Raw genomic sequence first — 13201 nt, 5'->3', positions numbered from 1 at the left:
AATGTTCATCCGGAGCCGCATTTCCGAGGGCCATCATGAGTCATCAACTCACCTTCGCCGACAGTGAATTCAGCAGTAAGCGCCGTCAGACCAGAAAAGAGATTTTCTTGTCCCGCATGGAGCAGATTCTGCCATGGCAAAACATGGTGGAAGTCATCGAGCCGTTTTACCCCAAGGCTGGTAATGGCCGGCGACCTTATCCGCTGGAAACCATGCTACGCATTCACTGCATGCAGCATTGGTACAACCTGAGCGATGGCGCGATGGAAGATGCTCTGTACGAAATCGCCTCCATGCGTCTGTTTGCCCGGTTATCCCTGGATAGCGCCTTGCCGGACCGCACCACCATCATGAATTTCCGCCACCTGCTGGAGCAGCATCAACTGGCCCGCCAATTGTTCAAGACCATCAATCGCTGGCTGGCCGAAGCAGGCGTCATGATGACTCAAGGCACCTTGGTCGATGCCACCATCATTGAGGCACCCAGCTCGACCAAGAACAAAGAGCAGCAACGCGATCCGGAGATGCATCAGACCAAGAAAGGCAATCAGTGGCACTTTGGCATGAAGGCCCACATTGGTGTCGATGCCAAGAGTGGCCTGACCCACAGCCTAGTCACCACCGCGGCCAACGAGCATGACCTCAATCAGCTGGGTAATCTGCTGCATGGAGAGGAGCAATTTGTCTCAGCCGATGCCGGCTACCAAGGGGCGCCACAGCGCGAGGAGCTGGCCGAGGTGGATGTGGACTGGCTGATCGCCGAGCGCCCCGGCAAGGTAAGAACCTTGAAACAGCATCCACGCAAGAACAAAACGGCCATCAACATCGAATACATGAAAGCCCGCATCCGGGCCAAAGTGGAGCACCCGTTTCGCATCATCAAGCGGCAGTTCGGCTTCGTGAAAGCCAGATACAAGGGGCTACAGAAAAACGATAACCAACTGGCGATGTTATTCACCCTGGCCAACCTGTTTCGGGTGGACCAGATGATACGTCAGTGGGAGAGATCTCACTAAAAACCGGAAATAACGCCAGGAATGGCGAAAAAAACGGCCTAAATAGGCTAATTCGAGGTGTTTACGGGAGAACAATCGGCCCGGATCCGCGAAATTTTAATCAGCGAGCCAGCTTGGGAAGAAATGACCTGCTTATTCGCACTTTCCCTTGCTCATTGCTAGGAATATATAAGATAGAAATAGTGAGTAATCTCTAATCCTGTAACCAATTTCTATTTTATTTCCTATCTTGAGCGGGAATTCAGATAATAAGTGCGACACTCATGGATGAATGGCGAGAGGTGGCCAACTGCTGATTGGTGGTACCCTTCTGCTCGCCAAAGTAAAAGCAGTATCACCATGAGCTATCAGCAGTTGACCGAGGGGCAACGATACCAGTTATCGGTGCTTCGCGCACAGGGGATGTCCATCCTTGCCACCGCACGCGCCATTGGCGTTCATCGCTCCACCCTCTACCGGGAGCTGCGTCGTAACGCCGGGCCGCAGGGCTACCAGCCAGACAATGCGCATCAGCACGCCACCCACCGACGGGCCAGTGCGGCCAAATCTCGGCTATCTGCCGATGTCATCCAGTTTGTCGAGCTGACACTCGCCTGGTGGTGGAGCCCGGAGCAGATAAGCGCGGTGGGCAAGCAGATAGGCCTCATGGTGAGTCACGAGTGGATATACCGCCATGTGGCCGCCGACAAAGCCCGGGGTGGCCAGTTGTACCGCCATCTGCGCCAGGGCCACAAGCGCTACCGCAAGGGGGCGAGCAGCCTGCGTTCTCCCATCAAGGAAGCCCGCTCTATTGATGAACGGCCGGCTATCGTCGATAGCCGGGAGCGGCTCGGTGATTGGGAGGCGGACACGGTGCTGGGCAAGCAAGGCACAGGTGCACTGGTCACCCTGGTGGAGCGCAAGAGCCGGCTCTATCTGGTCAAGCGGGTCGCGAGCAAACAGGCTGGGGTGGTGCGGGATGCGATAATCGAGATGTTAACGCCCTACATCGAGCAGGTGCATACCATCACCTTTGACAACGGCGGCGAGTTTGCCGAACACAAGGCGATAGAGGAAGCGCTGGGTGCCGAGACTTACTTTGCGCACCCTTACTCTTCGTGGGAGCGCGGTCTGAACGAGAACAGCAATGGGCTGTTGAGGCAGTTTATCCCAAAGGGAACAGACCTGAGAGAGGTCACGGACGAGGATGTCAGGAGAGCGGAGCAGTGGCTCAACCTACGACCTCGGAAATGTCTCGGATTCAGGCAGCCTGTCAAGGTATTCGAAGAGTACCGTCAGGCGGCATAGGCGAGTGTCGCACTTCGAAGTTGAATTCGCGGAGTAGCTGATACTTTCGCTCTGGAAGTAGTTCTGATAATATCTGAGCTTTTAACTCTGATTCATCTGGATAGAGAATATCCCCATTCTCTTCGTTGATTGCAATGCCGCCTTCTATTGCATTCTTTTTGTATCCTGCTAGATGCTCTGAAAGATCAAGGTATTTGCCATTTTTATTTAGATAAACATTGTAAAGTGATATTGTCTTTAACCCACAAACAACTGATATGGATAGCAAAGCTAACGCTAACAAAGTTAATGTGCTTTCATTGATATAGAAATCATCACTAACCTTGAAATCTTTGGCAAAATAAGAGAATGTTGCAGCTCCGATGCCAACTATAAAATAGTCATATTTATTTGCCCCATTAATGCTTTGCTTTATTAACTCTATGGAACGTTCAGACATATATATAAAATCCCCTGTCGATTATTTACTTTGTTTTCACAGGTTAAGTTGAAGGCTGGCAGTTAGATGAAGCATGCCATAGGCGGTGAGGATTTCCTAGAGTTTAATAAATGAGATGTTACTCACGACTGTGGCTATAACTGTGACTATAAATGTGTAACTGTCTGCAAATATTTATAATTAGATAGGTTTGTTCAGATGGATACAAGTTTTAGATTAGAAGAGAAAAACTACTATAAGTGAACGAAGACACCGGCTTAAGCCGGTGTCTTTTTATCGTTAAAGCCACGTGTTACGCCTGCGGCGGGGTACTTTCCGCATTGGACATCACCGCATCCATCTGGATCAGGGCGCCTGCGGGCAGCTCGCGTACCGCGATCACGGTGCGGGCGGGCTGATAATCCGGGAAGTAGCGGGTATAGATGGCGTTGACCGCCTCCAGATCCTCGATACGGGCCAGCTGGATATTGACCTTGACGATATCGTCCATCACATGGTCGATGCTTTCCACAATCGCCTTGATATGGTTCAGGCACTGGGCGGTCTGCTCCTTGACGCAACCGGTCAGGATCTTGCCGGTGGCGAGATCGACCGGCAGCTGCCCGGCGATATGGTTGTAGTGGGAGAAGGCGACGGTCTGGGTGTGCAGCGGGCTGCGCGGTGCCTTGTCAGTATTGCGGGCGCGGATCACCAGATTGTGTCTGTCTTCCACCAGCTGCGGCGGGGTGCCGTCACCGTGGGAGATGACCGCATCCATCTGCACCAGGGCGTCCATCGGCAGGGCAGAGGCGGCAATCACGCTGCGGGCCGGCAGATAGGCGGCGGCGCGGGCGATGGCGGAATCCGGGAAGAAGGTAGTGTAGACCTCGTTGACGGCATCCAGATCGGTGAGGTTTTTCAGATAGACGGTCACCTTGACGATATCGTCGAAGGGCACGTCGATCCCCTCCAGAATGGCCTTGATGTTATTCAGGCACTGGGCCGCCTGCTCCTTGATGCCACCGGCAACCAGCTGGCCGGAGGCTGCATCGATGGGCAGTTGGGCGCCGATGTTGTTGTAGTGGGAGAAGGCAACGGTCTGGGTGGAGAGGGCGCTTTGCGGCGCACTGCTGCTGTTGCGAGCCAGCTTCACCAGGGCGCAGGGGGCCTGCGGATAGGTGCCTTCGCCGTTGGAGATGATGGCGTCCATCTGAACCTTGGCGCCCAGCGGCAGGGCGGCCACCGCCAGGGAGGTGCGGGTCGGCACATAGCCCGGGAAGAATTCGCGATAGACCTCGTTTACCGCATCCAGATCGGCGATGTCGCTGAGGAATACGGTGAGTTTCACCATATCGTCCATCACGTGATCGATGCTCTCGACGATGGCCTTGATATTGGTCAGGCACTGTCTGGCCTGCATTTTGACATCACCCTCGATAAGCTTGCCGGTGCGGGGATCGACCGGTAACTGGGCCGCAATATTGTTGTAGTGGGAGAAAGCCACCGTCTGGGTGTAGGGACCCAGGCCCTGGGGGGCGTTGGAGGTATTTCTGGCAGCCTTGATGATGGTGTCACTCATGGTGATATTCCTCGTTGTAATACTGGTTATCGATGTAGGGACAGGTTAACCCTCGCCAACGCCTTATCTATTTTGACGTCGCTCCTGCCTTGCCGTGTTTTATCTCTTTAATATTTACCCTGGCCCGCAATCACTGCAGGCATAAGGTTATAAAGGCAAACACAGGAGCCGCTGCCTCTATTTATGACCAAATCCATCAATTGAGGGATTTGGTAAAAAGAAGCCCGGGTTGGGTTAATGATTTCAGACAGGGGAAATCCTATGAGGCGCGAACACGGGATGCAAACCGGGATCTCATTTCTATGAGATGGCTCAACGCGCTGAAATATAGCCAGATTGCGATTCAATTCACGGGCAGGAGGGGGACAAAGCGGGCTAAATGACTCTTAACACCAGGGCACATCAGCTATGACAAGGCTCTCTCCTGGGTCGAACCGGGGGCGACTCTGTGAATAAAGCGTTAATAATATGCCGAAACCCGGCAGTTCATGCATTCAATTATGCATAGATATGTATTTTCAGGATTTTTTAGGGGCTACCCAAACGCTGGAAAATATGCCTGCCTGCGTCAATAAAGATGTATCTGGAATATAATTCAGTGGCGCTGCATGGGCGACCTATAAGAGTGATATTGGTATTGTGCGTCCATGACGCACCAACAGGTGAAAAGGGCTCTTTTCTGATTACCTTGGTAATAACGAAATATGCCATGAATTTGCAGCACCGAAATAAGCGACCATCGTTCGGTTGCTGGCCAATCTGATCCGCCGGGTGGTACGCGGGGAACGGGGTGTTTCGGATTGGCTCGCATCCCCCGGCGTCCTGCTCGGCGATAAGGCGATAAGAGTGCCTTGAGGAGGAAAGATGCTCAGCGGGTTGAATGTGGGCTGCGACAGAAGCGGCGGTGACCTGACGAGCCCTTCCCGTGCCACAAAATGCCGCCATGGCTGCACTCCCCGGGCGTTATATGGACACGGGGGCTGGGGGATATGGCGCATCATCTTGAAAAACTATCGCCTAACTGATTGTTTAAAAAATAGAAATGATCGAAGAGAGCAGCCGCTTGTCATTTTGTCGTAGCCGCCCGGCAACACAATGAATAACGGGAGCTGATATGCAATATGTTGCTTTTTTGATCGCCTGTTGATGGTGGTGTTGGTATGGTCATCAAAGGGTCTGCCGGATAGCGCACAGGGTCCGGCACTCAACTGCCAGGAAGTTGGCCAGCGCGATCGTAATGCGATCGCCCTTACCTGATGGTGGAGGACTTATGTTGGGTTTTGTTCTGGGTGATATGTACTGTCAAGGGGGCTCGCACTCCTTGCCTCCCAAGCTGGGGAAACACTTCCCCATTCCCCTTGGTTATCAACTACATGGTTGCGTGTCGGCCGCCATCATGACCATAGAGACCCTGCTCAATACCCCTTATCCACAAAAGCGGTATCGGGAGCTGATCTATGGGGCCTATATCGAGCGTCAGCGTCTCCTGTTTGCCGAGCACGTCATCGTGGCTCGGCTGGAAGGAGACGAGGGACTGGCGCTCTCCATCGACCTCTCTTTTATCGCCACCGCGGTGCCTGTCGGTCTGATCGCCATCTCCGAGGAGCTGGCGCTGCTGACGGCGCCGCGTCCCAAGAAGGCTCACCCTCACTACGAGGTGCTGTGCAAGGTGATCGACTGCGTGGTGATGCTGATGTTCTATGGCAAGGTGATCCGCCAGCGTAATGCGGTGCTGGAAGACATAGGCCACCAGTTTGGCTATCACCCGGCGCCCGATCTGACGGCGCGGATTGGCAAGGGGGAGGGGGACGATTACGAGGCCTTCATGGTCAATATCCTCACCTGCATCGCTCACTCGGGCTCCTTCAAGGAGGCGCTGGAGAACGGGGCCAGAATGGGGATGCGGGAGCCCGCCTTTTTCTGCATCGTCGGCGCCATTGCCAGCACCCTTTGGGGGATCCCAAAGCTGTGGGCATATCAGGCCTCACAGCTGATCAATCGCTCTCACCCCTACTATATCCAGAACCTGATGCGCTGTGAGGCGCGCGCCGGCCTCAGTCAGGTCAATCTGGTGGCCCCCAGGCCGTCCCCGTTTGTCTGGCTGTGGCAACAGGTTGCTCGCCTGTTCAAGGACGCCGCTTAGGGAATCCTGATATCGAGCCCTGTGCTTATGCAGGATAGAGGGCGCCCAGCACGGCGGGGCGGCTGGCGCCGGTGACTGCGGGCAGGTTGCCGGGCAGGCGATGGATAAAGCGCTGCGCCAGCCAGGCGAAGGCGGCCCCCTCTACCCAGTCCGGGGCGATGCCCAGCTCGTCGGTGGTGGTGATGCGCCACCCGGGCAAGAGCGCCGCAAGTTCCGCCAGCAGCGGGCCGTGATGGGCGCCGCCGCCACAGACAAACAGTTCGCCGTGCTCGGCCACTCCCTCAAGGACTGGCAGCTGACTGGCGATGCTGTGGCAGGTCAGTGCCTGCAGGGTGCGCTGCACATCGGCAGGGTCGTAAGCCTGACCCGCCAGGGCCTCGTCCAGCCAGGCCAGAGTAAACATCTCCCGCCCCGTGCTTTTGGGCCAGGGGGCGGTGAAGTAGGGGTGAGCAAGCAGCTGCGCGAGCAGCTCGGGGATAAGAGTGCCACTGGCCGCCCAGCGGCCGCCCGCGTCATAGTCGCCCCCGTGCGGGTGATGACGGCGATACCAGCCATCGAGCAGGGTGTTGGCGGGGCCGGTATCAAAACCGTATACCCCGTCGGCGCCGCCCGGCAGTACAGAGATATTGGCAATGCCGCCGAGGTTCAGCACCACCCGCAGGATGCCGGGGCTGGCGAAGCGTGCCTGATGGAAGGCGGGCACCAGCGGGGCGCCCTGGCCACCGAGGGCCATATCCATGGTGCGAAAATCGGCCACTACATCGATACCTGTGAGCGCCGCCAACAGGGCCGCGTTGCCGATCTGCAGGGTAAACCCGAGCTGTGGGCGATGGCGGATGGTCTGGCCATGGGAGCCGATGGCGCGAATATCGGCAGGGGTCAGCCCGGCCTTGGCGAGCAGGGCACGGGTGGCGGCGGCAAATTCCCGCGCCACCAGATTGTCGGCGACGCCCATGCGATCTATCTCGTTCTCGCCCGGGGTGCAGAGGGCATGCAGCTCGCGGGCAACCGGTGCCGGCCAGGGGTGGCAGAGCGCCGCCTCGACCTTAAGCTGTTCCCCGTCGATGGCAAGCAGCACGGCATCTATCCCGTCCATGCTGGTACCCGACATCAACCCGATATAGCGCTCACTCATGGCATCTCCTTGTATGACGGGAAACCTGGTCAGGGGTTACAGAGAGGGGAGGGTGACACATGATGCCGGGGCCAGCTCCGGTGCCCGACATTGGCCCTGTATCACGTTCATTCATCTTGTCTCCCCGTGTGTCGCCTTCGGCCATGTGCCAAAGGCGCCAGATAAAAGTCCGGGGGCCATGCCCCCGTCGTTACTGTTAGTTGTCATCCGGCGGTAATGACCCGCCCGAGGCTCAATTGCCGCGGTTGCTTCGCTTGTTCTGGGCCAGCTGGATCTCGGAGCTGTCCAGCTTGGCCAACTGCGGCGTCGCCAGTTTTTTGAAGTTGGCGAGCTCGCGCCCGGTGAGTGTCTCTGCCTGGGGCAGGGTGAGAGTGCGCGGGTTTTTGTGCACGCCGCCCACCACGAATTCATAGTGCAGGTGCGGACCCGTTACGCGGCCCGTGCCCCCCAGAGTACCTATGGTCTGCCCCTGTTTCACCCGCTGCCCCTTGTTGACGGTGCGCTTGGTGAGGTGCAGGTACTTGGTCACATAGTTGCCCGCATGCTTGATGAAGACATAGTTGCCGTTGAACTGGTTGTAGCCGGCGGCCACCACGCTGCCTGAGCCCGCCGCCATGATGGGGGTACCCACGGGCGCTACATAGTCGATGCCGTTGTGGGGGCGGATCTTGCCGGTTACCGGATGGAGGCGGCGCGGGTTGAAGTTGGAGCTGATGTATTTGAAATTGACCGGCGCGCGCAGGAAGCTCTTGCGCATCGCCTTGCCCTGGGGCGTGTAGTAGTTGCCATCGTCATGGAGGACGGCGCGGTAGATCTCGCCCTGGTTGATGAATTCGGCGGCCAGGATATCGCCGGAGGCAACCCGCTCATCGTCGCGGAATTTCTCCTCATAGACTACCCGGAAGCTGTCCCCCGGCTGCAGATCCTGGGCAAAGTCGATGTCCCAGCCGAAGATGGCGGCCAGATCCATGATCTGATCCTCTGTCATGCCCGCCTCGACCGCGGCGCCCCAGAAGCTGGAGCGGATCTCCCCCTTGCTGACCAGCTCTCGGGTATCGAGGGCCATCTTGACGTTGCGGGCCACGAAGGTGTCATCCTGACGGCTCACCTTGAGGGCCTGCTCCAGGCTATGGGGATAATAAAGGCTGTGCAGCTCCCCGTTCTGGGTGAGTTTGAAGGTGAGCTCCTGGCCCGGCTGCAGCATGCGCAGCGGGTTGCTGCCCTCGAGCTGATCGATAAGGTGCAGATCCGTGGTGCTCAGACCCAGGCGCTGGAAGATGATCCCCATATTGTCGCCCCGGCGAACCTTGGCCTGCTTGGTGATATAGGTCGGTTTGGGCGGGGTGACCGGCTGCTCCACTTGTGCTGTCAGCTCGGCAGGAATGGGGGCCTCGTCGGTTTGTTCGCTCATGGCAATCTCGTTGCCGTTGTCATCGACCCGGGTGGCGACGGCCTGTTCACTGGGCCAGGCGATCAGCATCATGGTCAGGATGCTCAGGATAAGCACCATCTTGCGATGCCAGTGGGGAAGAGAATTGAAGGCGTGCCAAATAACCATGGAAGTTGATGCAGTCGAGCAGAATGGAAGGATTTTACAGCCTTTCCAATTGGCCCGCCATTCCAGTAATATGTCTGGCCCTGTGGAATCGTGATTGGAGTGTCAAAAAATGTCCCAGCTCGAGGTGGCGCTAGCCGAGATCAAGCGCGGAGCGGAAGAAATTCTGGTTGAAGAAGAACTGGTTGCCAAGTTGAAGGAAGGGCGCCCCCTGCGCATCAAGTTGGGCATGGACCCGACCGCTCCCGACATTCACCTGGGTCATACCGTGATCCTCAACAAGCTGAAGACCTTCCAGGATCTGGGTCACGAGATCATCCTGCTGATCGGCGATTTCACCGCCATGGTGGGGGATCCCTCCGGCAAGAACACCACCCGTCCGCCGCTCTCCGAAGAGGCCATCAAGCACAACGCCCTCACCTATGCGGAGCAGGCGTTCAAGATCCTCGATCCCAAGAAGACCCGCATCGAGTACAACTCCAGTTGGCTGGGTGAGCTGGGCGCGACCGGCATGATCAAGCTGGCGGCCAAGCAGACCGTGGCCCGCATGATGGAGCGTGACGACTTCAAAAAGCGCTACAGCAACGGGCAATCCATCGCCATCCACGAATTCCTCTATCCGCTGCTGCAAGGCTATGACTCGGTCGCCCTGAAGGCGGACGTCGAGCTCGGCGGTACCGACCAGAAGTTCAACCTGCTGATGGGTCGCGAGCTGCAAAAGGATGCCGGCATGGCCGCCCAGTGCGTGCTGATGATGCCGCTGCTGGTGGGTCTGGACGGCGTCAAGAAGATGTCCAAGTCCGCAGGCAACTACATCGGCGTGCACGACGCCCCAGGCGAGATGTTCGGCAAGATCATGTCCATCACCGACGATCTGATGTGGAACTACTACGAGCTGCTCTCCTTCCGCCCGCTCGCCGAGATTGAAGAGTTCAAGGCCGGCATCGCCGCCGGTACCCTGAACCCGCGCGACGTCAAGATCTGGCTGGCGAAAGAGATCATCACTCGCTATCACGACGAGGCGGCGGCCGAGGCGGCCCACGAAGATTTCACCCAGCGTTTCTCCAAGAACGCCATTCCGGACGAGATGCCGGAGGTCGAACTGGCGCTGGAAGGGGAAGGGCTGGCGATTGCCAACTTGCTCAAAGACGCCGAGCTGGTTGCCACCACTTCAGAGGCGCTGCGCATGATCAAGCAGGGCGCGGTCAAGGTTGACGGCGAGAAGCTGGAAGATGGCAAGGTGCTTATTGGTGCCGGCACCGCCGTCTACCAGGTCGGCAAGCGCAAGTTTGCCCGGGTGACCGTTAAATAAGCCGTGATCTGAACATCGCTGCCATGAAAAAGCCTCCCTTGTGGAGGCTTTTTTGTATCTGTCATTCGCGGTCTTTGCCGAGCGTCAGCGGGCCAGCTCGATGGTGCGGGCTGCCGTTGCCACGGCCCGGCGCTGGCGGGATTTGGGGGCACAGGCACGCTTGAGGCGCAGCCACTCGCGCCACAGCAGCCAGCACAGCGGCGGAGTGAGCAGCAGCACGGTGGCGGGCTGGGCCATCAGTACCCCGTCTTTGCCCCACATCAGCGGCAGCAGGAAGATGAACGGCAGCAGCAACACCGTTTTGGCGATCGAGATGATCAGCGCCTGGCGGGTGCGCGCCATGGATTGCAGCAGCACTATGCCGAACATGATGACCCCCTCCAGCGGAATCGCCCCCAGGTTGAGCAGCAGGCTGCTGACTGCGGCATCGATGAGTTCGGGATCCTCCCTGCCGGTATAGAGCATGGCCACCTGCCGGGGCAGCAGCTGGATGGTGAGCCACACCAGCATGCCGTAGATAAGGGTGAACTTGAGGCCCATCTCCATCAGGTACTTGAGATTGCGATGACGCCTGGCCCCCGCTGCCTGGCTGATGAGGGGCTGGATGCCGAAGGCGAGCCCTTGCAGGATCACGATAAAGACCGCCTCGGTATAGCCGGCCACGGTAAAGCCCGCCAGATCCTTCACGTTGCCATGCACCATCAGCTGGCTGTTGTGCAGCATCAGCAGCAGTCCCAGGTTGAACTGGGCGATGAGGCTCGGCAGGCCGGTAAAGAGCAGGTTCGGCATGGCGGGAAGATGGGGCACCAGATCACGCCAGCCCAGCCGCAGTCTGGCATAGGGGGTAAAGAAGTAGCCAAGACCGATGAGGCTCACTGTCCCCTCCGCCATCAGGGTGGCCTGGGCGGTGCCGGTCAGGCCCAGCTCCAGTTTGGCCACCATCACATAGTTGAGGAGGATGTTGAGCACGGCGCCGGCGCTCACCAGCACCATGGCGAGCTTGGGGCGCCCGTCGTTGCGCAGCAGATAGGGCACCGCCAGGTTGCTGGCCAGCAGCAGGGTACCGCCACCGATCCAGTAGAGGTAATCGCTGGCCTGTTGCCAGGTCTCGGTGCCCTGCTCTATGCCAAGCCCCAGCAATATATCCGTGTGGGTGTAATAGAGCAGCACGGGGGCGGTTACCCCCAGCACCAGCAGCAGCCAGAGGGCATTGACCAGCGCCTGGCGTGCCAGCGGGATGTTCTTCGCCCCCTGCTGGAAGGAGATGGCGGTGGCCGCTCCCATGCTGATCATGGCGGCGAGACCGATCAGCACCATGATGACGGGGTAGACCAGGTTGATGCCGGCAAGGCCGGCGGCGCCGACAAAATGGCCGACGAAGATGCCGTCAATGAGGTAATAGGCACCGGATACCAGCATGGCGAGGATCGAGGGGAGGGCATAGGCCCAGAAGCGGCGGGTCATGGCCCGTTGCCGCAATGTGAAATAGGCAGACATATCTGTTCTCTTGCGGAGTTCGATTATCGAGCAGACAGTCTAGATTAATTTTTTTTTGGTGATAATCCTGGTTTTACTTGATGAATTGCTGAGTACTGCTCATTAATTCAGAGTTTTGATAGTGCGCCTTGAGCATGTCGATCAGGATGCGCAACCCGCTGCCCAGCTGGTGCCGGCTGGGATAGAAGAGATAGAAACCGGCAAAGGTGGGGCTCCAGGGCTCCAGCACCGTGACGAGTTTGCCCTGGGCCACCTTCTGGGTCACCTCTTCTTCCAGGCAATAGGCCAGCCCCAGCCCCGCCTCGGCCGCCCCCAGATAGAGGGCAGGGGTGCTGGTAGTGAGTGGTCCCGTCACCTCTATCTCCAGCAGGTTGCCATCGGCGGCGAAGGCCCAGCGGTAGTGATGATGAGGAGTGAGGCGATAGCCGATGCAGGCGTGACGGCTAAGCTCGCTTGGGTGCTCCGGCATGCCGTGCTGTGCCAGATAGGCGGGGGAGCCCACCACCAGATAGCGCTGGGGCGGACCCAGAGGGATGGCGATCATCTCCTTGGGCAGCAGATCCCCGTAAAAGAGGGCGGCGTCATAGCCATCCTCGATCATCCGCGGCATCAGTTCCTGCTCCATCACCTCCACCTGCATTTTGGGGTAGCGCCCCAGATAGTCGATGAGTACCGGCGCCAGCAGGCTGTCGATGGCGCTGCGCGGGGCGCAGATCTTGAGTCGTCCCACCGGCTCGTCGCTATTGCGGGCCAGCTCGCTGAGAGCCTCTTCCAGGGTATTGAGAGTGGGCAGCAACTGCTTGAGCAGGCGTTGTCCCGCCTCGGTCGGCACCACGGCGCGAGTGCTGCGATTGAGCAGGCGCACCCCCAGCCGCTCTTCCATACCTTTCAGACTGTGGCTCAGGGCTGAGGCAGAGACGCCCAGCTCAAGGGCTGCTTTGCTGAAACTGCGGTGGCGGGCGACGGCGGCAAACACCGCCAGTTCGGCGAGATCGGTACGGGTAATGGTCATCGGTAATCCACGAAGAGGTGTGGCTCACAAGGGTACGCCAAGGGGGAGCGGGGCACAATCCACTGCAAAAGACAGGATGTTGCCGAAAAGTAACAGCTAAAAGCGGGGTGAAAATGCCAAATGAAATTTGAATTGTTAAAAAAAATTCAAGGCAAGGCATCTCTAATGTGATCTTGGTCGGTCGAAAGGCGACTCGAATCAAACTTTGGTTGATTAATTCAAAAAAACGCTGTGATTGATAGGGTCT

Annotated in this window: 10 protein-coding genes; 4 read left to right on the top strand and 6 right to left on the bottom strand. The window is 57.9% G+C overall.

Going from position 1 to position 13201, the window contains the following annotated elements; all coding sequences use genetic code 11:
• Positions 1 to 35: 35 nt before the first annotated feature.
• Positions 36 to 1016 (top strand): IS5-like element IS5 family transposase, encoded by a 981-nt coding sequence (locus tag MRK42_RS15880; protein ID WP_279458731.1) that lies wholly within the window; start codon positions 36 to 38, stop codon positions 1014 to 1016.
• A gap of 339 nt (positions 1017 to 1355) precedes the next feature.
• Positions 1356 to 2303: an IS30-like element ISAs2 family transposase gene (locus tag MRK42_RS15875; protein ID WP_019706001.1), complete on the top strand. Its 948-nt coding sequence runs from the start codon at positions 1356 to 1358 to the stop codon at positions 2301 to 2303.
• On the opposite strand, the gene MRK42_RS15870 is transcribed toward MRK42_RS15875, so the two are convergent.
• Both MRK42_RS15870 and MRK42_RS15865 read right to left on the bottom strand, forming a co-directional pair.
• Entirely contained in the window at positions 2269 to 2742 is a 474-nt protein-coding gene (locus MRK42_RS15870) for a hypothetical protein (protein WP_354688332.1), read from the bottom strand. The genes MRK42_RS15875 and MRK42_RS15870 overlap by 35 nt on opposite strands.
• A 292-nt stretch (positions 2743 to 3034) precedes the next feature.
• Positions 3035 to 4300: a RidA family protein gene (locus MRK42_RS15865; RefSeq protein WP_338610986.1), complete on the bottom strand. Its 1266-nt coding sequence runs from the start codon at positions 4298 to 4300 to the stop codon at positions 3035 to 3037.
• A gap of 1270 nt (positions 4301 to 5570) precedes the next feature.
• Between MRK42_RS15865 and MRK42_RS15860 the strand changes: the two genes are divergently transcribed.
• Positions 5571 to 6443: a hypothetical protein gene (locus MRK42_RS15860; RefSeq protein ID WP_338610985.1), complete on the top strand. Its 873-nt coding sequence runs from the start codon at positions 5571 to 5573 to the stop codon at positions 6441 to 6443.
• Between the two features lie 25 nt (positions 6444 to 6468).
• Here MRK42_RS15860 and MRK42_RS15855 read toward each other — a convergent pair whose 3' ends face one another.
• Both MRK42_RS15855 and MRK42_RS15850 read right to left on the bottom strand, forming a co-directional pair.
• Positions 6469 to 7578, bottom strand: coding sequence for an anhydro-N-acetylmuramic acid kinase (locus MRK42_RS15855; RefSeq protein ID WP_338610984.1), 1110 nt, complete (start codon positions 7576 to 7578; stop codon positions 6469 to 6471).
• Between the two features lie 232 nt (positions 7579 to 7810).
• Entirely contained in the window at positions 7811 to 9136 is a 1326-nt protein-coding gene (locus tag MRK42_RS15850) for a peptidoglycan DD-metalloendopeptidase family protein (protein ID WP_338610983.1), read from the bottom strand.
• A 109-nt stretch (positions 9137 to 9245) separates the two neighbouring features.
• Between MRK42_RS15850 and tyrS the strand changes: the two genes are divergently transcribed.
• The gene (gene tyrS / locus MRK42_RS15845; RefSeq protein WP_338610982.1) at positions 9246 to 10445 is read left to right on the top strand and encodes a tyrosine--tRNA ligase; all 1200 of its coding nucleotides are present in this window, start codon (positions 9246 to 9248) and stop codon (positions 10443 to 10445) included.
• 84 nt (positions 10446 to 10529) lie between these two features.
• Here the strand turns inward: tyrS and MRK42_RS15840 are convergent, their stop codons facing one another.
• A complete protein-coding gene (locus tag MRK42_RS15840; protein WP_338610981.1) occupies positions 10530 to 11942 on the bottom strand; it encodes an MATE family efflux transporter in 1413 nt (470 codons plus the stop codon).
• A 73-nt stretch (positions 11943 to 12015) separates the two neighbouring features.
• Entirely contained in the window at positions 12016 to 12954 is a 939-nt protein-coding gene (locus tag MRK42_RS15835; protein WP_225634295.1) for a LysR family transcriptional regulator, read from the bottom strand.
• Between the last annotated feature and the right edge of the window lie 247 nt (positions 12955 to 13201).

The organism is Aeromonas sp. 19NY04SH05-1 (assembly GCF_040581895.1).
Lineage (GTDB): Bacteria > Pseudomonadota > Gammaproteobacteria > Enterobacterales > Aeromonadaceae > Aeromonas > Aeromonas enteropelogenes.
Note: the sequence above shows the minus strand (reverse complement) of the source record. Positions and strands in the feature narration are given on the sequence as shown.